Here is a 22,295-nt window from a genome sequence, read left to right on the forward strand (position 1 = left end):
GTAACTTAGCTAACCAAAGTCTTGTAATAACAACGCCTGTCGCGCTTGATGGGTGGTTTCTCAACGGGTAAACGCGGTATCGCGAACCGTGTTAGCATCTCGTCGTGACGAGCCCTTGGAATGACCCGAATATGTCGGACGAAGGAGCGCTCAGACGGGGGGATCCGTCAGGGGGCAGCAACTTCCCGGATTCGGTATCCGACACGATGCGAATTACCGATCTGGCCGCACCACGAAAGATTCCACCGGGGTCCGGATGGCGTAAATTCATTTACGCCATCTCATTTCGACAAATAAATCTCGGTGAATCGCCCCGAGAACGGCACTACCGTGACTTACAAAACCGCATCCGCCGGCATATTCGACGGCAGTATGTGATCACCGTGGTCTCCGGCAAGGGCGGCGTCGGGGTCACGACGCTCACGGCCTGCCTCGGTGGCGTGTTCCGGGAATGCCGCCCGCAGAACGTGATTGCGATCGACGCCGTCCCCGGATTCGGCACCCTGGCCGACCGCATCGACGACTCCCCGCCTGGCGACTACACCGCGATCATCAACGACACCGATGTCCAGGGCTACGCTGATATCCGAGAACATCTGGGGCAGAACGCAATCGGGCTCGACGTGCTGGCCGGCAACCGGACCTCGGACCAACCCAGGCCGCTGGTGCCGGCGATGTTCTCCGGGGTGCTGTCGCGGCTGCGGCGCACCCACACGGTGATGATCGTCGACACCTCCCCCGATCTCGAACACGAAGTGATGAAGCCGGTATTGGAGAACACCGACACCCTCGTGTTCGTTTCGGGGATCACCGCGGACCGCTCGCGTCCGGTGCTGCGGGCGGTGGATTACCTGCGGTCGCAGGGCTACCACGAGTTGGTCTCGCGCAGCACCGTGATCGTGAACCACACCGACCAGATCACCGACAAGGACGCGCTGGCGTACCTGACCGAGCGGTTCACCAAGGTCGGCGCGACCGTCGAGGCGCTGCCGTTTGATCCGCATCTTGCCAAAGGCGGCATCATCGATACGGTTCACGAGTTGAAGAAAAAGACGCGGTTGCGCCTCTTTGAAATCACCGCGGGGTTGGCCGACAAATACATTCCAGACGCCGAGCGGGCGGTACCGTGACCTCGCCGCATAAGGTCGCTTTTCCGGCGCGTTGTGCGGTCAACATTTCTTACGAGAAGCATCTGTGTTCCCAAGTCTTCCCCGCCGGAATTCCGATGGAGGGATTCTTCGAGGGAATGGTCGAGCTGTTCGACGCGGACCTGAAGCGCAAAGGTTTTGACGGCATTTCGTTGCCGGCCGGCAGCTACGAACTCCACAAGATCAATGGGGTCCGGCTCGATATCAATAAGAGCCTCGACGAGCTCGGCGTCCAGGACGGCGACACCCTGGTGCTGGTGCCCAGGGTCGACGGGGAGTCGTTCGAACCGCAGTACGAGTCCCTGTCGACGGGCCTGGCCGCGATGGGCAAGTGGCTGGGCCGCGACGGCGGGGATCGGATGTTCGCGCCGGTGACGCCGCTGACGGCCGCGCACACGGCGGTCGCGGTCATCGCGATGGCGGTCTCGGTGGTGGTGGCCCTGACGCTGCGGGCACGGACCTTCACCGACGGCCCGATCCCGGCGGCGGTGGCCGGCGGGGTCGGCGTCCTGTTGGTCATCGCGACCCTGGTGGTGCGAACCGGATGGCGGGAGCGGCGCGATCTGTTCAGCGGGTTCGCCTGGCTCGCGGTGGTCTCGCTGGCCACCGCCGGCGCCTGCGCGCCGCCGGGTGTGCTGGGCGCGGCGCACGGGCTGATCGGCGCCGTGGTGGTGATCCTGGGTGCCGTCGCCATCGGGGTGACGGCACGCAACGGGTGGCAGACCGCGGTGGTCACCGCCGTGGTGACGGTGTGCGGCGTCCTGGCCGTCGTTGCCGCCGTCCGGATGTTCCGCCCCGCCTCGGCGCAGGTATTGGCGGTGTGCGTGTTGGTCGGATTGCTGGTCCTCGTCCGGATGACCCCGCTGATCGCGTTGTGGGTGGCCCGGGTCAGGCCGCCGCACTTCGGGTCGATCACCGGACGGGACCTGTTCGCGCGGCGCGAGGGGATGCCGGTCGACACCGTGTCCCCGGTCAGCGAGGACGAATCCGAGGACGAGGACAACGAACTCACCGACATCACCGCGCGCGGCGCCGCGATCGCCGCCTCGGCGCGCCTGGTCAACGCGGTCCAGGTGGGACTGTGCGTCGGGGTCTCGATCGTGCTGCCCGCCGCGGTCTGGGGGGTCTTGACGCCGGGCCGCCCGTGGGCGTGGTTGGCGCTGGTGGTCGCCGGCCTGGTGGTGGGGATCTTCATCACCCAGGGCCGCGGATTCGCCGCCAAATACCAGGCCGTCGCGCTGGTGTGCGGGGCGTCGGCCGCGGTGTGCGCGGGGGTGGTCAAATACGCCGTCGCCGGGGCCCACGACGCCATGGCGGGATTGCTGTGGCCGGTGGTGGCGGTGGCGACATTCGCCGGACTGGGTTTGGCCGCAGCGCTTTTGGTGCCGGCCATGCGGTTCAGACCGTTCATCCGGTTGACCGTGGAATGGGTGGAAGTGCTCGCATTCATCGTTCTGCTGCCGGCGGCGGCGGCCCTGGGAGGGCTCTTCACGTGGATTCGCCACTGAGAACCGTTGCGGCGCTGACCGCCGCCCTGACCCTGGTCGCGTTATCCGCCAATATCCCTGCCGCCCAAGCGATCACACCGCCCTCGGTGGATCCGGGGATGGTGCCCCCCGACGGACCGCCGCGGCCCGAACAGCCGATGCGCCGGGCCAACAGCTGTTCGTCGCCGATCGTCGTGCGAAACCCCGACGTGGCGCAGCTGGCTCCGGGGTTCAACCTGCTCAACATCGCCAAGGCGTGGCAATACAGCACCGGCAACGGGGTGCCCGTCGCGGTGATCGACACCGGGGTGACGCCGAACCCGCGGCTGCCGGTGGTGCCCGGTGGCGACTACATCATGGGCGAGGACGGCCTGATGGACTGCGACGCCCATGGCACCATTGTCAGCTCGATCATCGGCGCTGCGCCGCAAGGGATTTTGCCGATGCCGCGGCCCATGCCGGCCACTCCCGCGTTCCCGCCGCCGGCCGGGCCGCCACCGGTCGCCGGGGCGCCTCCGCCACCGGTCGAGGTGCCGCCCCCGATGGCGCCGCCGGCCCCGCCGCCGCCGGTGACGATCACCCAGGTTCTTCCGCCGCCGCCACCGCCGCCCCCGCCGCCGGAGGGCGGCGGCGCCACCGCCGCATCGAACGGGCCACCCGATCCGCAGACCGAGGAAGAACCCGCGGTGCCGCCGCTTCCCCCGGGGGCGCCCGACGGGGTGGTGGGTGTGGCCCCGCACGCGACGATCATCTCGATCCGGCAATCCTCGCGGGCCTTCGAACCGGTCAACCCGCCGCCGGGGGATCCCAACTCCGACGAGAAGGTCAAGGCCGGCACGCTGAATTCGGTTGCGCGCGCGGTGGTTCATGCCGCCAACATGGGTGCGAAGGTGATCAACATCTCGGTCACTGCGTGCCTGCCCGCGGCGGCCCCGGCCGATCAACGGGCCCTGGGCGCGGCGCTGTGGTACGCGGCCACAGCGAAGGACGCGGTGATCGTGGCGGCGGCCGGCAACGACGGGGAAGCCGGTTGCAACAACAACCCGATGTACGACCCGCTGGACCCGTCGGATCCGCGGGACTGGCATCAGGTCAAGGTCGTCTCGGCGCCGTCGTGGTTCTCCGATTACGTCCTGTCGGTGGGCGCCGTCGATGCCAGTGGCGCCGCCCTGGACAAGAGCATGTCGGGGCCGTGGGTCGGCGTCGCCGCCCCGGGGACGCACATCATGGGTCTCTCGCCCCAGGGCGGCGGGCCGGTCAACGCCTACCCGCCGTCGAGGCCGGGCGAGAAGAACATGCCATTCTGGGGAACCAGCTTCTCGGCGGCCTACGTCAGCGGCGTCGCGGCGCTGGTGCGCGCGAAGTACCCCGACCTGTCCGCGCACCAGGTGATCAACCGGATCGTGCAGTCGGCCCACAATCCGCCCGCCGGGGTCGACAACAAGGTCGGCTACGGGCTGGTGGACCCGGTCGCCGCGTTGACCTTCAACATCCCGCCGGGTGACCGGATGCCGCCGGGCGCGCAGAGCCGGGTCATCACCCCGGCGGCGCCGCCCCCACCGCCGGACCACCGGGCGCGCAACATCGCCATCGGATTCCTGGGGGTGGTGGCCGCCGGCGTGCTCGTGTTCGCGATCGCCGCGCGGTTGCGGAGGGCGCGATGAGGCCCAACCTCACCGGGTTCAGCCGCGGCAGCAATCGCCGGGTCGTCGGGGTGTGGGTGGTGTTCGTGCTCGCGCTCGCGAGTTGGCTGCTGGCCGGCTACATCGGCGCCGCGGTCGCCGTGGTGGTGGGCATCGCGCTGGTGTTCGTGCGCTGGTGGGGCCAGCCGGCGTGGTCGTGGGCCGTGCTGTGGCGGCGCGGCCGGCGCCCGATCGACTGGTCGGCCCCAATCACCGTGGCCAACAACCGATCCGGTGGCGGCGTGCGCGTGCAGGACGGCGTCGCCGTGGTCGCGGTGCAGCTGCTGGGCAGAGCGCATCGGGCCACCATGGTGACCGGGTCGGTGACCGTCGAGACCGAAAACGTGCTCGACGTCGTCGAACTGGTGCCGATGCTGCGCCAGGCCCTCGGCCTGCAGCTCGACTCGATCAGCGTCGTCAGCATCGGTTCCCGGCACGGCACCGTCGGCGACTATCCGCGGGTGTACGACTCCGAGATCGGCACCCCGCCGTACGCGGGCCGGCGCGAAACGTGGCTGATCATGCGGCTGGCGGTGCTCGACAACGCGCACGCGTTGGTGTGGCGCACGACCGTTGGCGCGGCGGCGATTTCGGTCGCGCAGCGCATCGCGGGCCTGCTGCGCTGTGAAGGCCTGCGGGCCAAGGTGGCCAACGCCACCGATTTGATCGAGCTCGATCGCCGGCTCGGCTGGGACGCGGTGTCGGGACCGGCGCAGCGATGGAAAGCCATCCGCGGGGAAGCGGGCTGGCTGACCACCTATGCGTATCCGCCCGAGGCGATCACGTCGCGCCACCTGTCGCAGGCGTGGACGCTGCGCGCCGACGAGGTCATCCAGAACATCACGGTGTATCCCGACGGGCAGTGCACCGCGACCATCACGGTGCGCACGCCGACACCCGCGCCCACCCCGCCCAGCGTGATCCTGCGCCGGCTCAACGGCGAGCAGGCCGCGGCGGCGTCGGCCAACATGTGCGGACCCCGGCCGCACCTGCGCGGAATCCGGCGCAGCCCGCTGCCCGCCGAGCTGGTCACCGAGATCGGGCCCTCGGGCGTGCTGATCGGGAAACTCAGCAACGGCGACCGGCTGCTGGTGCCGGTCACCGACGCCGGTGAACTGTCGCGCGTATTCGTCGCCGCCGACGACCCGATCGCCAAGCGGATCGTGATCCGCACCGCGGGGGCCGGGGAACGAGTCTGCGTGCACACCCGTGACATGGCGCGCTGGGTCAGCGTGCGGATGCCGGAGATCAGCGTCGTCAACGGCTCGCGCCCGGCACCGCGCACCACCGTCAGTGTGGTGGAATACGCCGCGCGGCGGGGTAGGGACGGCAACGGTGCCCCCGACGGCGGGGGCACCGACATTCGGGACGCCGCGATCTCGCCCACCCCCCGGCCGGCGACGGTGATCACCATCGCGCCCGCGGGCGTCAGGCTCTCCGAGGGGCAGCGCCACGGGTTCGAGGTGATCATCGAGCAAGTAGGGCCCTCGGTGGTGAATGTCAGTGCCGCGGGGAAGAATTGGCTTGCCGAGATGGACATGTTCCGCGCCGAGCACCGCTACGTCAGCCTGGATCCGGTCACCATGTCGGTCGGCACGTAGAAGTTCGGCAACGCGAGTTTGAGGCATAGTTTGATGAGCGCACGCGGCGGCAGCTCGCTCCGGCCAAGGGCGGCTACCCGCAACCCCGATGACCACGGTCGCGGCGCTCGCGATGGGGGATGTGATGGGTGATTTACAAACGGCCCGAAGGCATTTCGACCGGGCCATGGGGATCATGGGCCGCCAGGGCCGGGCGGCGGCCCTGCCGGAGTTCGTCGCCGCGACCGACGCCGACGCGTCGATGGCCGATGCGTGGCTGGGGCGCATCGCCTGCGGCGACAGCGACCTGGACTCGTTGCGGCGTCTCTATGCCACCAGCGAATGGCTGCACCGGGAGACCACGCGGATCGGGCAGACGCTGGCCGCGGAGATCCAGCTGGGCCCCTACATCGGCATCACCGTCACCGACGCATCGCAGGTCGGGCTGGCGCTCTCGTCCGCGTTGACGATCGCCGGGGAGTACGCCGAGGCCGACCGGCTGCTGGCCAACCGCGACCTGCTGGACTCATGGACCAACTACCAGTGGCACCAGCTGGCCCGCACCTTCCTGATGTACCGGACGCAACGCTGGCCCGACGTCCTGCTCGCCGCCGCCGAGGAGTTGCCCCCGCAGGCGATCGTGATGTCGGCGGTGACGGCGTCGATCTGCGCGTTGGCCGCGCACGCCGCCGCCCACCTAGGGCAGGGCCGGGTCGCCCTCGACTGGCTGGACCGCGTCGACGTGATCGGGCACACCCAGTCGTCGTCCCGTTTCGACGCCGACGTGCTGACCGCGTCGATCGGCCCGGCCGACATTCCGCTGCTCGTGGCGGATCTGGCGTACGTGCGCGGGATGGTGCACCGCCAGCTGCGTGAGGAGGACAAGGCCCAGATCTGGCTGTCCAAGGCCACCATCAACGGGGTCCTGACCGCGGCGGCCAAAGAAGCGCTGGCCGACCCGAACCTGCACCTGGTGGTCACCGACGAAGAGACCATCGACAGCCGCACCGACCGTTGGGACGCCTCGACGGCCAAGAGCCGCGACGAACTCGACGACGACGCCACCGCCGACCGGCGGGCCGAGCTGCTGGCCGAGGGGCGCAAGCTGCTGGCCAAGCAGGTGGGGCTGGCCGCCGTCAAGCAGGCCGTCGCGGCGCTGGAAGACCAGCTCGAGGTTCGGATGATGCGTCTCGAGCACGGCCTGCCGGTGGAAGGGCAGACCAACCACATGCTGCTGGTCGGTCCGCCGGGTACCGGTAAGACGACCACCGCCGAAGCGCTGGGCAAGATCTACGCGGGCATGGGGATCGTGCGCCACCCCGAGATCCGGGAGGTGCGCCGTTCGGATTTCTGCGGTCACTTCATCGGGGAGTCGGGACCCAAGACCAACGAACTGATCGAAAAGTCGCTCGGCCGAATCATTTTCATGGACGAGTTCTACTCCCTGATCGAGCGCCACCAGGACGGCACGCCCGACATGATCGGCATGGAGGCCGTCAACCAGCTCCTCGTCGCGCTGGAAACGCACCGCTTCGATTTCTGTTTCATCGGCGCGGGCTACGAAGACCAGGTGGACCAATTCCTCACCGTGAACCCGGGTTTGGCCGGCCGGTTCAACCGCAAGCTGCGCTTCGAGTCCTACTCACCGGCGGAGATCGTCGAGATCGCGCACCGTTACGCGACGCCGCGCGCCAGCCTGCTCGACGACGCCGCGCGCGAGAAGTTCCTGGACGCGGCCACGACCATCCGTAACTACACCACTCCCGGTGGGCGCCACGGCATCGACGCCATGCAGAACGGCCGGTTCGCCCGCAATGTCGTCGAACGTGCCGAGGGCTTCCGCGACACCCGGGTGGTCGCGCAAAAGCGGGCGGGCCAACCGGTGACGGTCGAGGACCTGCAGATCATCTCCGCCGACGATATCGAGGCGGCGGTGCGCAGCGTGTGTTCGGACAACCGCGACATGGCCGCCATCGTCTGGTGACCCGGCGCGTCACGCCGGTTCGAAGCGGAAGACGGCGAGTCGGCCCGCCAGGGCTTCGAATTCGTCCGCGGTCCCGTCGCGCACCATCCCGGAACGTTTCGCGAACGCCACGCCGACCGGCACTTTGGCGGGGAACTCCCGCAGCACCGGCCGGGCCTCGCCGGCGGACAGTTCGACGATCCGGACCCGGCGTGAGCGACGGCCGCGGCGCAACGTGCCGGTGCCCGCCGCCCGGGCGTTTGCCGCCCAGTCGGCCCCGGGATAGCCGGCCACCACATAGAGGCCGCCCGGGAAGTCGAACGGCGTCATCGGCGTGCTGCGCGGTTGACCCGTCTTGCGCCCGGGCACGGTGAGCACCATGGCCGGCCCGGTCGGGATGCCCAGTCGTTGCACCGCCATCATGAACTTGTTCATGGGCTTGAGGTAGCGCGGGGGACGCGGTTCGGTCATGTCAGGCTCCGTGGTTCTCGTTGGTGAAGACGTCGCGGTGCTCGGCGACCCAGTGGCCGAACGGAAGGGCCGGGCGGCCGAGGATCTTCTCGACGTCGTGGGTGACCAGCGCGGGCTTGTCGAGCGATTCGGCGAGCATGGCGATGTAGGCGTCGGCGAATCCGGCGCTGAATCCCAAGCCCAGGAAGCGTTGCCGCACAGCGTCTGTGGGAACCTCCAGGTATTGGAGCGGCCGGCCCAGCACGGCGCCGATGACCTGCACCAGCTCCGAGTTGGTGAAAGCCTGTGGGCCCGTCAACGGAATGCGCTGTCCGGCAAGCTCGTCGGTGAGCAACGCGCGCGCCCCCACCGCCGCGATGTCCGTCTCGACGATCGGCGCCGTCGACGCCGCGGCGTACGGCCCCGCGACCACGTCGCCGGCGCGGAGCTGCGCGGACCACATGCCGGCGAAGTTCGACGCGAACACGCTGGGCCGCAGGCTCACCCAGGCCAGCCCGGAGTCGACGGCGAGCCGTTCGACCTCCCTGTTGCGGTCGCCGCGAAATCGGGACGGCTGGCGGGACAAGTCGTCGTCAGCGTTGATCGCCGACAGGGCGACCAGTTTCCCGACGCCGGCGCGCCCGCATTCGACCACCACTTCTTCGAGCTGCCCGCGCAGCGCGCGGGAGTTCAGGAAGACCGCCGACGCGCCCGGCAGCGCCTCGGTGGCCGAAGCGAACACCTCGACCTCGGGGGGAAATCCGGCCGGCCCCGGCTGTCGGGTGATCGCGCGCACGCGCGCGCCTGCGGCAAGCAGGTCCGCGACGAGTGGGCGCCCGACGTTACCGGTCGCACCGGTGACGACGATTGTCATGGGACGGTTCCTTTCGTGGATTTGTGCACTGCTGCAAGGACGGGGCAAAAGGTGGGAAAGTTACACGACAGAACCTGTAACTTTTCGGGGCGGCGGATCGTCGAAGAGTCATGAACCAGTCGCAGTCAACGGGCGACCAGGTCGCCGAGGCCTGGCGCCGTCACCGCCCGTATCTGGTCAACCTGGCCTACCAGATGCTGGGCGACATCGGCGACGCGGAAGACGTTGCGCAGGAGGCATTCCTGCGGCTCTCACGCGCCGAGGTCGGCGACATCAAGGATGTCCGGGGCTGGCTGACCGTGGTCGCGAGCCGGCTCTGCCTCGACCAGGTGCGCTCCGCGCGCGCCCGTTACGAACGCCCCGGCGACGTCGAGGAGCGGCCGGCACCACGCCGGTCCGACCCGGCCGACCGGATCACCCTCGACGACGAGATCCGCAGCGCGCTGTTGGAGGTCCTGCGGAGGCTCAGCCCCGGTGAGCGGGTGAGCTTCGTGCTGCACGACGTGTTCGGCGTTCCCTTCGACTCGATCGCGGAAACCGTGGGCCGTCCCGTCGGCACCTGCCGCCAGCTGGCGCGGCGGGCGCGGGCCAAATTCGTTGCCGCGCAACCGAATATGAATGACGTGGCCGTGGCCGAGCATCAGCTCGTCACGGAGAAGTTCATCACCGCGTGCGCCAACGGCGATCTCGCCGCGCTGGCCGCCGTCCTGGATCCGACGGTCTGGGGTGTGGGCACGATTCTCGCCGACCCGGCGCCGCCACCACAGGTCAACCACGGGCCCGATGCGGTGGCGACCAACCTGCTGCGCTACCTGTGGCCGGACGTGACGCTGGTCGGCGGTCCGGTTGGGGCGCCGGTGTTGCTGGCCTTCAGCGATCGTCGATTGTTCGCCGTTATCGTGCTGACGATCCGCGGCGCGCGCGTGACCAAAATCGAGGCGATCGCCGACCCGTCGGCGCGGGCGGGCAACGCTGCCGAGAACGCCTAGGCCTGTTGGTCTTTCGCCCCGCGCTCGCCGGGGCGGTCGGGGCGCGCCGCGAAGTAGCCGGCGATGGTCGCGGTGATCTCGAGGAACTTGCGCCGCGTGGCCGGCGCCATTTCCCGGGCCACGTCGATGACCCCGCCCGGTCGCAGGTGCGGGTCGAACGGCACCTCGATGACCGGCCGCCCGTGATCGGTGAACTCGCGGGCCAGCAACGCCCGGGTGCGTTTGTCCGCGTGGCCATCCGAATCGTTGAGCACCACGATGCTGTGCTGCAGCAGCGTCGTCAGGCCCTGATCCGCCAGCCATTCCATGGTCCGCGCGGCGGCGGACGCGCCGTCGGCCCAGGGCGAGGACACCACGATCAGCGCGTCCAGATCGCGCAGCACCTCCTGGGTCAGCGGCGCGTCCATCGTCGAACCGCAGTCGATGACCGAGATCGTGAAATGGCGATCCAGCCGCAGCGCGGCCTCCCGGTAGATCGCGGGATCGAGCACGCGGCGCGGTCCGGACGCCGGTTCGCCGCCGAGCACGTGCAGGCCCGCGGAATTGCGGCCCAGGCGCGCCACCACATCGTCGAAGGACCGCAGGTTCTTGTCGGCGGTGAGCTCCCAGAACGAGCGCGTCGATCCCGGATCGATGCGGCTGCTGAGGCGCCCGAAGGCGGTGTCGGCGTCGATCGCCACGACGTGGTCTTGCCGGCGGAGTTGGGCGAACAGCGAGCCGACACTGGCGGCCACCGAGGTCTTGCCCACGCCGCCCTTGCCCAGCACGCCGACCTTGTAGTTGCCGTGCAGGCGGGTCTGGATGGTCGCCTCGAATTGAGCCTCCTGCCGCTGGGCCGGGGAAGGGCCCAGGGTGATCAGGCCGAAGGTGGCGATCCGCAGGACGCGTCGCCAACCGCGGTCGGGGAGGTCCTGCGAGGGCGGCGGCGCAGGGGCGGGTTGCTGCGGCGCCACGGCGGGTGGTGGCCGGAAGGACGGGGCGGCGGCGGGAGGCGGGGGCGCCGATGCCCAGCCCTGCGGCGGAGCGGACGGCCGGGGCGGGGCGGGGGCCGGGGCCGGTGGCCGCGGGGCGGCGTGGGGCCCGTGCGCAGGGGGGCCAGGCGGGCGGGCCGCCGCGGTTTTCCGCGCGGGCTGCAGACGGTCCCGCAGGAATTCGTCGCGCTCGTTCATGGGCTCCTCAGGTGCCGGGCGGTCGGTCGTCGCGCCGTGTTACGTGATAAGCGCCACGGTCCGGCGTGCGACGCCGGACGTGACCAATACCGGTCCAGTATCTCCTCACGCGGGCGGCGTGGGAACCCGCAAACCCGGCCCGGTTCGCTGCGGGATCGGCGCGCCGCCGCGATCGCGGCACTGAGCACGTCGATCCCCGGCGCGGGCGCCGTTACCACCGGGACCGCAAAGCGCCAGCAGCAAACTTATCGCGGCCCGTTGATCGAGGCCGCGAGCGCGCGGTGGAAGGCCGGCGGTGGTGGAAATCACCGGCCCGAACCCCGGCGCCGCACGAGTGCCGATCAGCGGCAACCGCGAAATTTACGAGGGTGCCCGCCGACGGTTTAGACTTGACGAAGTTGGCATGTCAGGCGGGTATTGTCATATCGTTTTACGACTTGTCGAGACCGGTTCCAGGCCACCGTTCAGAGCTGCACGGACATCCCGAACAGGATCATCTCCGCCTGGGGCACAGCCTATCGAGACAAGACCGAAGGGATATTCGCCCGCAACGTCCGGGGTGCGATCTCATCGGGGCCGCTGGTAACGGCCGCGCAGAACGTTCAGGTGAAGGGTCAGGTGCATATGACGCCCAAGCGCGTCGGGTTATACAACCCCGCGTTCGAGCACGACGCGTGCGGGGTAGCCATGGTCGTCGATATGCACGGCCGCCGCAGCCGCGACATCGTCGATAAGGCAATCACCGCGCTGCTCAACCTCGAACACCGGGGTGCCCAGGGCGCCGAGCCGCGCAGCGGCGACGGTGCCGGCATCATGCTTCAGGTTCCCGATGCCTTCTTGCGCGAAGTCGTGGACTTCGAGTTGCCGCCGGCGGGCAGCTACGCCACCGGCATCGCCTTCCTGCCGCAATCGTCCAAGGACGCCGCGACCGCGTGCGCCGCGGTGGAGAAGATCGCCGAAGCCGAGGGCCTGACCGTGCTGGGCTGGCGCAACGTCCCCACCGACGACTCGTCGCTGGGCGCGCTGTCGCGCGACGCGATGCCCACCTTCCGGCAGGTGTTCATGGCGGGGGCGTCCGGTATGACGCTGGAGCGCCGGGCCTACGTGGTCCGCAAGCGCGCCGAGCACGAACTGGGCACCAAGGGCCCGGGCCAAGACGGCCCCGGCCGCGAAACCGTTTACTTCCCGAGCCTTTCGGGTCAGACCCTGGTCTACAAGGGCATGCTGACCACCCCGCAGCTCAAGGCGTTTTACCTTGACCTGCAAGACAATCGGTTGACCAGCGCCCTGGGAATCGTGCACTCGCGGTTCTCCACCAACACTTTTCCGTCGTGGCCGCTGGCGCATCCGTTCCGCCGCGTCGCCCACAACGGTGAGATCAACACCGTCACCGGCAACGAGAACTGGATGCGGGCCCGCGAGGCGTTGATCAAGACCGACGTGTTCGGCTCGGAAGCCGACGTCGAGAAGTTGTTCCCGATCTGCACGCCGGGCGCGTCCGACACCGCGCGCTTCGACGAGGCGCTCGAGCTGCTGCACCTCGGCGGGCGCAGCCTGGCCCACGCCGTGCTGATGATGATTCCCGAGGCGTGGGAGCGCAACGAGTCGATGGACCCCGCGCGCCGCGCGTTCTACCGCTACCACGCCTCGCTGATGGAGCCGTGGGACGGACCGGCGTCGATCACCTTCACCGACGGCACGATCATCGGCGCGGTGCTCGACCGTAATGGCTTGCGCCCCTCGCGGATCTGGGTCACCGAAGACGGTTTGGTGGTGATGGCGTCCGAGGCCGGCGTGCTGGACCTGGACCCGGCCAAGGTGGTGCGTCGGATGCGGCTGCAGCCCGGCCGCATGTTCCTGGTGGACACCGCGCAGGGCCGCATCGTCTCCGACGAGGAGATCAAAGCGGAGCTGGCCGCCGAGCACCCCTACCAGGAGTGGCTGGACAAGAACCTGGTCCCCCTCGACGACCTGCCGCAGGGCCACTACAAGCGGATGCCGCATGACCGACTGGTCAAGCGCCAGCAGACATTTGGCTACACCTACGAGGAACTCAACCTGTTGGTGGCGCCGATGGTGCGCAGCGGCGCCGAGCCGATCGGGTCGATGGGCACCGACACCCCGGTCGCGGTGCTCTCCCAGCGGCCCCGGATGCTCTACGACTACTTCCAGCAGCTGTTCGCGCAGGTGACCAACCCGCCGCTGGACGCCATCCGCGAGGAGGTGGTGACCAGCCTGCAGGGCACCACCGGCGGCGAGCGTGACCTGCTCACCCCGACCGAGCTCTCGTGTCACCAGATCGCGCTGCCGCAGCCGATCCTGCGCAACCGGGAGCTGGCGAAGCTGATCAACCTCAACCCGGACGACGAGGTCAACGGACGCCCGCATGGCATGCGTTCCAAGGTGATTCGCTGCCTTTACCCGGTGGCCGAAGGTGGCGCCGGGCTGGCCGCCGCCCTCGAGGACGTGCGCGCGCAGGCATCGGCGGCGATCGCCGACGGCGCGCGGGTGATCATCCTGTCCGACCGCGAATCCGACGAACGGATGGCGCCCATTCCGTCGCTGCTCGCAGTGGCGGGGGTGCACCACCACCTGGTGCGCGACCGGACACGCACCCACGTGGGTCTGGTGGTGGAGACCGGTGACGCCCGCGAGGTGCACCACATGGCGGCGCTGGTCAGCTTCGGCGCCGCGGCGATCAACCCGTACCTGGCGTTCGAGTCGATCGAGGACATGCTCGACCGGGGCGTGATCGAGGGCATCGACCGCAAGACGGCGCTGAACAACTACATCAAGGCGGCCGGCAAGGGTGTGCTGAAAGTGATGTCCAAGATGGGCATTTCGACGCTCGCCTCCTACACCGGTGCGCAGTTGTTCCAGGCGGTCGGCATCTCCGAGGATGTGCTCAACGAATACTTCACCGGGTTGAGCTGTCCCATCGGCGGGATCACCCTGGACGACATCGCCGCCGACGTCGCCGCCCGCCACGCCCTGGCCTACCTGGACCGGCCGGGCGAACGCGCCCACCGCGAGCTCGAGGTGGGCGGGGAATACCAGTGGCGCCGCGAGGGCGAGTACCACCTGTTCAACCCCGAGACCGTCTTCAAGCTGCAGCACGCCACGCGCACCGGCCAGTACAAGGTGTTCAAGGACTACACCCGCCTGGTCGACGACCAGAGCGAGCGCATGGCGTCCCTGCGCGGCCTGCTCAAGTTCCGCGCCGGTGTGCGGGAACCGATCCCGCTCGAAGAGGTCGAGCCCGCAAGCGAAATCGTCAAACGCTTCTCCACCGGGGCGATGAGCTACGGCTCGATCTCGGCGGAGGCCCACGAGACGCTGGCCATCGCGATGAACCGGCTGGGCGGCCGGTCCAACAGCGGCGAGGGCGGCGAGGACGTCAAGCGCTTCGACCGCGACCCCGACGGGGCCTGGCGGCGCAGCGCGATCAAGCAGGTCGCCTCGGGCCGGTTCGGTGTCACCTCGCACTACCTGACGAACTGCACCGACATCCAGATCAAGATGGCCCAGGGCGCGAAACCCGGTGAGGGAGGCCAGCTTCCGGGGCACAAGGTGTACCCGTGGGTGGCCGAAGTCCGCCACTCCACCCCCGGCGTCGGCCTGATCTCACCGCCGCCGCACCACGACATCTACTCCATCGAGGACCTGGCACAGCTGATCCACGACCTGAAGAACGCCAACCCGGCGGCGCGCGTGCATGTCAAGCTGGTCTCCGAGAACGGCGTCGGCACGGTGGCGGCGGGCGTGTCCAAGGCCCACGCCGACGTGGTCCTGATCTCCGGGCACGACGGCGGCACCGGCGCGACGCCGATGACCTCGATGAAGCACGCCGGGGCGCCGTGGGAGCTGGGGCTGGCCGAGACGCAGCAGACGTTGCTGCTCAACGGGTTACGCGACCGGATCGTGGTCCAGGTCGACGGCCAGCTCAAGACGGGTCGCGACGTGATGATCGCGGCGCTGCTCGGCGCCGAGGAATTCGGCTTCGCCACCGCGCCGCTGGTGGTGTCCGGCTGCATCATGATGCGGGTCTGCCACCTCGACACCTGCCCCGTCGGGGTGGCCACCCAGAACCCGGTGCTGCGCGAACGTTTCACCGGCAAGCCCGAGTTCGTCGAGAACTTCTTCATGTTCATCGCCGAAGAGGTCCGCGAATACATGGCGCAGTTGGGATTCCGCACCCTCAACGAGGCCATCGGGCAGGTCAAGGCGCTCGACACCACGTTGGCGCGCGCCCACTGGAAGGCGCACCGGCTCGACCTGGACCCGGTCCTGCACGAGCCGGAATCGGCGTTCATGAACCAGGACCTGTACTGCACCTCGCGTCAGGACCACGGCCTGGACAAGGCGCTCGACCAGCAGTTGATCGTGATGAGCCGCGAGGCACTGGATTCCGGTACGCCGGTGCGTTTCTCGACCACGATCAGCAACGTCAACCGCACGGTGGGCACCATGCTCGGCCACGAGGTCACCAAAGCCTATGGCGGTCAAGGGTTGCCGGACGGGACCATCGACATCACCTTCGACGGCTCGGCGGGCAACAGCTTCGGCGCGTTCGTGCCGCGCGGCATCACCCTGCGCGTCTACGGCGACGCCAACGACTACGTCGGCAAGGGTCTGTCCGGTGGCCGGATCGTGGTTCGGCCGTCGGACGACGCCCCGCAGGACTACGTGGCCGAGGACAACATCATCGGCGGCAACGTGATCCTGTTCGGCGCGACCAGCGGTGAGGCGTACCTGCGCGGTGTCGTCGGCGAGCGGTTCGCGGTCCGCAACTCCGGGGCGCACGCCGTCGTCGAGGGTGTCGGGGACCACGGGTGTGAATACATGACCGGCGGCAAGGTCGTCGTCCTCGGTCGCACCGGCCGCAACTTCGCGGCCGGCATGTCCGGCGGGGTGGCGTACATCTACGACCCGCACGGCGAATTGCCAGGAAATCTCAACACGGAGATGGTCGAGCTCGAGAGCTTGGATGAGGATGACGACGAGTGGTTGCACGGCATGATCCAGGCACACGTTGATGCCACCGATTCCGCTGTGGGTCAGCGCATTCTGGGTGACTGGCCGGAGGAGCGCCGGCATTTCGCCAAGGTGATGCCGCGCGACTTCAAGCGGGTGCTGCAGGCCATCGCCGACGCGGAACGCGACGGCGCCGATGTCGACAAGGCGATCATGGCGGCCGCCCATGGCTGATCCGAGCGGCTTCCTGAAATACACGCACCGGGAATTGCCGAAGCGCCGGCCGGTCCCGCTGCGGTTGCGCGACTGGCGCGAGGTCTACGAGGATTTCGACAACGAGACCCTGCGCGAGCAGGCGACCCGCTGCATGGACTGCGGTATTCCGTTCTGTCACAACGGTTGTCCGCTGGGCAACCTGATTCCGGAGTGGAATGACCTGGTCCGCAGGGACCAGTGGCAGGCCGCGATCGAACGGCTGCACGCCACCAACAACTTCCCGGACTTCACCGGCCGGCTGTGCCCGGCGCCGTGTGAGCCGGCCTGTGTGCTCGGCATCAACCAGGATCCGGTGACGATCAAGCAGATCGAGCTGGAGATCATCGACAAGGCCTTCGACGAGGGCTGGGTGCGGCCGCTTCCGCCGGAAAAGCTGACCGGGAAAAAGGTCGCCGTGGTCGGTTCCGGACCCGCGGGCCTGGCCGCCGCTCAGCAGCTGACCCGCGCCGGCCACAGCGTCACCGTCTTCGAGCGGGCCGACCGCATCGGCGGCTTGCTGCGCTACGGCATCCCGGAATTCAAGATGGAAAAGCGCGTGCTCGACCGCCGGTTGGACCAGATGCGCGCCGAGGGAACCGAGTTCCGGGCGGGCGTCAACGTCGGGGTCGACATCAGCGCCGAGCAGCTGCGCTCCGACTTCGACGCGGTGGTGCTGGCCGGCGGTGCGACCGCCTGGCGCGATCTGCCCGTTCCCGGCCGGGAATTGGACGGCATCCACCAGGCGATGGAATTCCTGCCCTGGGGCAACCGGCAAGCGTTGGGTGATCTGGGCGAAGGCGAGGTGGACGCCGACGGGCAACCGCCGCTCACCGCCAAAGGCAAGAAGGTCATCATCATCGGCGGCGGCGACACCGGCGCCGACTGCCTGGGCACCGTGCACCGGCAGGGCGCCACCGAGGTGCACCAGTTCGAGATCATGCCGCGCCCACCGGAGACGCGCGCCCCGTCCACCCCGTGGCCGACCTACCCGCTGATGTACCGGGTCTCCGCGGCGCACGAAGAGGGCGGCGAGCGGGTGTTCTCCGTCAACACCGAGCAGTTCGTCGGCCGGGACGGTCGCGTCACGGCGCTCAAGGCGCACGAGGTCACCATGGAGGGCGGCAAGTTCGTCAAGGTCGACGGCTCCGATTTCGAACTCGAGGCCGACCTGGTGTTGCTGGCGATGGGATTCGTCGGACCCGAGAAGGAGGGCCTGCTCACCGAGCTCGGAGTCAAGCTCACCGAGCGCGGCAACGTCGCGCGCGGCGCCGACTTCGAGACGTCGGTTCCGGGCGTCTTCGTAGCCGGGGACATGGGTCGCGGCCAGTCATTGATCGTTTGGGCGATTGCTGAGGGCAGGGCGGCCGCCGCGGCGGCGGACCGGTTCATGATGGGTTCCACCGCGCTGCCGGCGCCGATCAAGCCCACCGCGGTACCGCTTCAGTAGTAACACCAGTCACACCAGAAACACGCGCTGGTTCGTTCGGCGCGTCTTCCGCAGTTTGCCAGAAGGTGGGTGTCTAATAATCCCCTGTGAGCCCGCTCACAGGGGGGTCACACTGTTTCCCGGATGGACGGACCGATTGCAGGAGTGGTTTTTGTGCATATCCACCCAGTACCCCGGACGCGGATGGGGCGAATGGCCTGGTCATGGTTGCGTCACCCGGTAAAAAGTCGCGAGTTCCCCGCCAAGCACGAGCGGTTGGTCACCGCCCAGGATCTACTGCTCTTCGGCGCGTGACCACTCTGCCGCCGCGCCTGCGGGCGCCCGGCGGGTTTGCTCCGCGCCCGGCGGGCGGGATTTTCGCCTGAGCGCCAGGGGCGGGGCCCGAAAATCGGTGCTATCCGTCGAGTAATCCCGAATCGCGGATCGCCTCGGCGAGCGGTTCCAGCACGGCGGGGTCGTGTGGCGGGGGTAGGTAGACGATCCCGAGGTCGAGCCCTTCGGCGGCGAGTCCGGCGGCGTCCGCGACGACCTTCCCGTAGTCGAGGTCCGGCTCGAGGCGCAGGTTCGCCGAGAGGGTGATCTCCTTCGGATCGCGGCCGATGTCCGCGCAGTGTGCGGCGAGGACGTCACGCTTGTGGGCGAAAACGTCGGGCGGGCCGCCGACGAAGTTCCAGTGCTGGGCGTAGCGGGCGGTGATCCGCAGCGTGCGCTTCTCGCCGCTGCCGCCGATGCAGATCGGGGGGTGCGGACGCTGCGGCCCCTTGGGCTCGTTGCGGGCACCCTTGAGCTGATAGAACCTGCCTTGAAAATCGGAGCAGTCCGTGGTCAAAAGGCTGGTCAACACCTCGCAGGCTTCCTCGAAGCGGTCGAAGCGTTCCTTCATGCTGCCCAGCTCGATGCCGTAGGCGCCGGATTCCTCCTCGTTCCAGCCGGCGCCGATCCCCAGCTCGAGGCGCCCGTTGGAGATGATGTCGAGGGCGGCCGCCATGTTGGCCAGCACCGCGGGGTGGCGGTAGTGGATCCCGGTGACCAGGGTGCCCAGCCGCAATCGCGTGGTGGCCTGTGCCAGCGCCGTCAGCGTCGTCCACCCCTCCAGACAGGGCCCGCTGCTGTCGGAGAAGATCGGGTAGAAGTGGTCGAAGGTCCACCCGGATTCGTAGACGTCGATGTCGTCTGCGGCCTGCCAGACGGCCAGCATCTGGGCCCAGGTGGTGTTCTGCGGAGAAGTCTTGAAGGCGAATCGCATGTCAACGACGTTAGTCGGCGTTTATGAAGGGCAACTAAACTCGACCGCGCTATGACTTGCCCTTGTTGCTCCCTGGGAATCGACACCAAGCTCACGCTGCTGGCGGCGGGCCTGATCTTCCTGCTCGCGCTCGTTCTCGGGATCTGGAAATACCGCGGGATGATGACCTCCGAGAATCATCTCGCGCATCCCTACGTCGACATCGCGCATCGCGCGGCGCTGCTGTATTCGTTCGCGACGCTGCTGCTCGCGGTTTTCGTACAACTGAGCGCCTGGCCGGTGTGGGTGAACCTGACGGCCGCCGGCGTCGTCGTCTTCTTCTTCGTGGCGGCCATCGCCGCCTACATCACCCACGGGGCACGGCGCGACACCGTCAACCAATTCGAAAACGCCGACCGCAGCACCGAATTGGCGATGGCCGCGCTGATCGTCGGGGAAATCGGCGGGTTCGGCGTGCTGCTCGCCGGGTTCGTGGTCGGCCAACTGCTGTAACTCGCCGAGGTCTGGCGGGCACACTGGAGTCATGGATCCGGTAGCGGCCCTGCGGCAGATCGCCTACTACAAGGACCGGAGCCGTCACGACCCGAGACGCGTGATGGCCTACCGCAACGCGGCCGACATCATCGAGGGCCTCGACGACGCGGCGCGCGAACGCCACGGCCAGGCCAACAGCTGGCAGTCGCTGCCGGGAATCGGCCCCAAAACCGCCAAGGTCATCGACCAGGCGTGGTCCGGCCGAGAACCCGACCTGCTGGTCGAATTGCGTTCCACCGCAGAAGATCTCGGTGGCGGTGACATTCGTGCCGCGCTGCGCGGCGACCTGCACCTGCACTCCAACTGGTCGGACGGCTCCGCTCCGATCGAGGAGATGATGGCCGCGGCGGCGGCGCTGGGCCACGAATACTGCGCGCTGACCGACCATTCGCCGCGGCTGACCATCGCCAACGGCCTGTCGCCGGAGCGGTTACGCAAGCAGCTCGACGTGATCGACCGGCTGCAGGAGACGTTCGCGCCCATGCGCATCCTCACCGGGATCGAGGTCGACATCCTCGACGACGGCAGCCTGGACCAGGAACCCGAACTGCTGGAACGCCTCGACGTCGTGGTGGCCAGCGTGCACTCCAAGTTATCGATGGATTCCGCCGCGATGACCCGGCGCATGCTGCGCGCGGTCGAAAACCCGCACGCCGACGTGCTCGGCCACTGCACTGGCCGGCTGGTGTCCGGCAACCGCGGCATCCGGCCGGAATCCAAGTTCGACGCCGAGGCGGTGTTCACGGCGTGCCGCGAGTCCGGCACCGCGGTGGAGATCAACTCCCGGCCGGAGCGGCGCGACCCGCCGACCCGCCTGCTCAACCTGGCGCTGGAGATCGGTTGCGTGTTCAGCATCGACACCGATGCCCACGCCCCGGGCCAGCTGGACTTCCTCGGTTACGGCGCGCAGCGCGCCCTGGACGCGGGCGTTCCCCCCGACCGGATCGTGAACACCTGGCCGGCCGACCGGCTGCTGGAGTGGACCGGGTCGAACTGACCGCGAGCCGGATGTCCCGCGATCAACGACTCCCGTGACCGCCGTTGGTGCCCGCGGAAATGACCAGTCCCGCAAGGCTTCCCACCGCAGCGAGGGTGCCACCGATGAAGGCCTTGGCCATGCCCCGCTTCGACACCTCGGCGCCGCGGGGCAGCGAGGCCAGCCAGGCGACCGCGTCGTCGCGCTCGGCGTTGCCATACACCCGCAGCGGGCACGGCATCCACGCACCGATGCCGCGCGCGGGCGCCCGAATCCACTCGATGTCGCTCACGACAGCACACCCATCGAGCGCGGCCAGGTAGCCCACCCCAAGTCGGGTGTCCGCCCACAATGCGCCCGGCGTGATCCGCTCGAAGCCCGGGCCGAATTGGTAGAGCAGCCGCATCCGTCCCTTCGTTCGGCGCACCCGATCGACCAGCGGCGCAAACACCCGGTCGTAATCCTGCGTCGTCACCGTCCCAACCGCCTCCAGGGCCTGAATTCCTGCGGGCACGCTCGCCAGTTCTTTCAGCACGAGACCCCCATTAATTTGCCTAGTGCAATTATTGCCTAGTGCTAGGATAGGCCCTGCTCCGCGACTGGGTTAGGCACGCGCATGAAAGTCGTATTGTCGGTGCGGGACGGGCCGGCCTCACGGCGGCGGCCAGTTGTTCGCGGCCGCTCAGACCCGCACCCGTTCGGCGCGCTCGGGAACCGGTGCGGCGCTGCGGACGGTGCCCTGCAGCAGGTTTGCGGCGCCGACGGTCGCGCAGATCGCGGCCGGGATGAGCAGCGCGTAACCCCCCAACTGAGCCCCGAACATGATCCCGGCCACGCCGCCGCCGAGGAATAACACCAGGGTGGCGGCCAGTATCGCCGTTTTCCAGTTCTTGATGCCGTGTATCCGGCTGCGGCCGAGGATCAGCCCGAGGTCGGTGATGGTTCCGGTGAAGTGCGTGGTGCGGATCGCCATCCCGCGAAAGCTCGATGTCATCCCGTTTTGCAGGCCGAGCGCCGCGGCGGCGAACAGCGCCTGCACCGCGGTCTGCTCGACGCCCAGGGCATTGATCTGTGCCCTGACGACGGTCTCCGCTCCCCCGGCCGCGGCGAGCACGAGCAAGCCTGCCTCGAGGTACAGCACGGCGGCGTGGCGTGGGCCCGCAAGGGCATCGGTGGGTGCGAGGATCGCCCCGGCTATGGCCGCTCCCATCAGGAAGCCCAGAAAGATTGCGCCGAGCACGTGGCCTTCGTACAGCCATGGGTTGGCCGTGTGCATGCCCAGCTGGGTGGTGATCCCGGTCAGATTGCCGACGGGCACCGCCAAGATCAGCAGCGCCACGGCATTGACGAAGCCCGCGGATAAGGCGAGTAACGCGCTGTAACCGAGCAGGAGACCTTCGCGGGGCAGGCCGGTGTCGCGGGATTGGTGCGGCGGCATCGGATTCAGTTGCTCACTTTCGAGGTCGGGTTTACGCCAACCTAACAAGCGGGCCGCCGCACAAGCGGGGTCGCGAGGCTGAT

General features: G+C 68.6%; 16 protein-coding genes. 10 read left to right on the forward strand and 6 right to left on the reverse strand.

Features of this window, described 5'->3' with window-relative positions; all coding sequences use genetic code 11:
• Positions 1 to 104 precede the first annotated feature (104 nt).
• From OCU_RS25810 to eccA2, 5 genes are all read left to right on the forward strand, one after another.
• Positions 105 to 1,130 carry a MinD/ParA family ATP-binding protein gene (locus OCU_RS25810; protein WP_008262890.1) on the forward strand — a complete coding sequence of 342 codons (1,026 nt, stop codon included), beginning with the start codon at positions 105 to 107 and terminating at the stop codon, positions 1,128 to 1,130.
• Positions 1,127 to 2,656 (forward strand): type VII secretion integral membrane protein EccD, encoded by a 1,530-nt coding sequence (gene eccD, locus OCU_RS25815; RefSeq protein WP_080587905.1) that lies wholly within the window; start codon positions 1,127 to 1,129, stop codon positions 2,654 to 2,656. The genes OCU_RS25810 and eccD overlap by 4 nt, the downstream gene beginning before the upstream one ends.
• Positions 2,641 to 4,299 (forward strand): type VII secretion system ESX-2 serine protease mycosin MycP2, encoded by a 1,659-nt coding sequence (mycP2, locus tag OCU_RS25820; RefSeq protein ID WP_014378831.1) that lies wholly within the window; start codon positions 2,641 to 2,643, stop codon positions 4,297 to 4,299. The genes eccD and mycP2 overlap by 16 nt, the downstream gene beginning before the upstream one ends.
• Positions 4,296 to 5,918: a type VII secretion protein EccE gene (gene eccE / locus OCU_RS25825; protein ID WP_014378832.1), complete on the forward strand. Its 1,623-nt coding sequence runs from the start codon at positions 4,296 to 4,298 to the stop codon at positions 5,916 to 5,918. The genes mycP2 and eccE overlap by 4 nt, the downstream gene beginning before the upstream one ends.
• A gap of 112 nt (positions 5,919 to 6,030) precedes the next feature.
• Positions 6,031 to 7,881: a type VII secretion system ESX-2 AAA family ATPase EccA2 gene (gene eccA2, locus OCU_RS25830; RefSeq protein WP_170320649.1), complete on the forward strand. Its 1,851-nt coding sequence runs from the start codon at positions 6,031 to 6,033 to the stop codon at positions 7,879 to 7,881.
• Positions 7,882 to 7,890: 9 nt separating this feature from the next.
• On the opposite strand, the gene OCU_RS25835 is transcribed toward eccA2, so the two are convergent.
• Both OCU_RS25835 and OCU_RS25840 read right to left on the reverse strand, forming a co-directional pair.
• Entirely contained in the window at positions 7,891 to 8,331 is a 441-nt protein-coding gene (locus tag OCU_RS25835; protein WP_014378833.1) for a nitroreductase family deazaflavin-dependent oxidoreductase, read from the reverse strand.
• Between the two features lies 1 nt (position 8,332).
• Complete coding sequence (locus tag OCU_RS25840; RefSeq protein WP_014378834.1) at positions 8,333 to 9,184, reverse strand: NAD(P)H-binding protein; 852 nt, start codon at positions 9,182 to 9,184, stop codon at positions 8,333 to 8,335.
• 110 nt (positions 9,185 to 9,294) lie between these two features.
• Between OCU_RS25840 and sigI the strand changes: the two genes are divergently transcribed.
• The gene (gene sigI, locus OCU_RS25845; RefSeq protein ID WP_009955998.1) at positions 9,295 to 10,173 is read left to right on the forward strand and encodes an RNA polymerase sigma factor SigI; all 879 of its coding nucleotides are present in this window, start codon (positions 9,295 to 9,297) and stop codon (positions 10,171 to 10,173) included.
• Here the strand turns inward: sigI and OCU_RS25850 are convergent.
• Positions 10,170 to 11,342 carry a MinD/ParA family ATP-binding protein gene (locus OCU_RS25850; protein WP_227958428.1) on the reverse strand — a complete coding sequence of 391 codons (1,173 nt, stop codon included), beginning with the start codon at positions 11,340 to 11,342 and terminating at the stop codon, positions 10,170 to 10,172. The two genes, sigI and OCU_RS25850, sit on opposite strands and share 4 nt — an antisense overlap.
• A 624-nt stretch (positions 11,343 to 11,966) precedes the next feature.
• Here OCU_RS25850 and gltB point away from each other — a divergent pair.
• Positions 11,967 to 16,550 (forward strand): glutamate synthase large subunit, encoded by a 4,584-nt coding sequence (gltB, locus tag OCU_RS25855; RefSeq protein WP_008262912.1) that lies wholly within the window; start codon positions 11,967 to 11,969, stop codon positions 16,548 to 16,550.
• Entirely contained in the window at positions 16,543 to 18,018 is a 1,476-nt protein-coding gene (locus OCU_RS25860) for a glutamate synthase subunit beta (RefSeq protein ID WP_008262914.1), read from the forward strand. The genes gltB and OCU_RS25860 overlap by 8 nt, the downstream gene beginning before the upstream one ends.
• 394 nt (positions 18,019 to 18,412) lie before the next feature.
• On the opposite strand, the gene OCU_RS25865 is transcribed toward OCU_RS25860, so the two are convergent.
• The gene (locus OCU_RS25865; RefSeq protein WP_009956994.1) at positions 18,413 to 19,264 is read right to left on the reverse strand and encodes an LLM class F420-dependent oxidoreductase; all 852 of its coding nucleotides are present in this window, start codon (positions 19,262 to 19,264) and stop codon (positions 18,413 to 18,415) included.
• A 51-nt stretch (positions 19,265 to 19,315) separates the two neighbouring features.
• On the opposite strand from OCU_RS25865, the gene OCU_RS25870 reads away from it, so the two are divergent.
• Positions 19,316 to 19,756: a hypothetical protein gene (locus tag OCU_RS25870; protein ID WP_008262917.1), complete on the forward strand. Its 441-nt coding sequence runs from the start codon at positions 19,316 to 19,318 to the stop codon at positions 19,754 to 19,756.
• A gap of 31 nt (positions 19,757 to 19,787) precedes the next feature.
• Positions 19,788 to 20,795 carry a PHP domain-containing protein gene (locus OCU_RS25875; protein ID WP_009956993.1) on the forward strand — a complete coding sequence of 336 codons (1,008 nt, stop codon included), beginning with the start codon at positions 19,788 to 19,790 and terminating at the stop codon, positions 20,793 to 20,795.
• Positions 20,796 to 20,817: 22 nt separating this feature from the next.
• Here the strand turns inward: OCU_RS25875 and OCU_RS25880 are convergent, their stop codons facing one another.
• Complete coding sequence (locus tag OCU_RS25880) at positions 20,818 to 21,309, reverse strand: SpoIIAA family protein (protein ID WP_009956992.1); 492 nt, start codon at positions 21,307 to 21,309, stop codon at positions 20,818 to 20,820.
• A 147-nt stretch (positions 21,310 to 21,456) separates the two neighbouring features.
• Positions 21,457 to 22,212 (reverse strand): YoaK family protein, encoded by a 756-nt coding sequence (locus OCU_RS25885; protein WP_008262924.1) that lies wholly within the window; start codon positions 22,210 to 22,212, stop codon positions 21,457 to 21,459.
• Positions 22,213 to 22,295 lie beyond the last annotated feature (83 nt).

Source organism: Mycobacterium intracellulare ATCC 13950 (assembly GCF_000277125.1).
In the GTDB taxonomy this organism is placed as follows: Bacteria; Actinomycetota; Actinomycetes; order Mycobacteriales; family Mycobacteriaceae; genus Mycobacterium; species Mycobacterium intracellulare.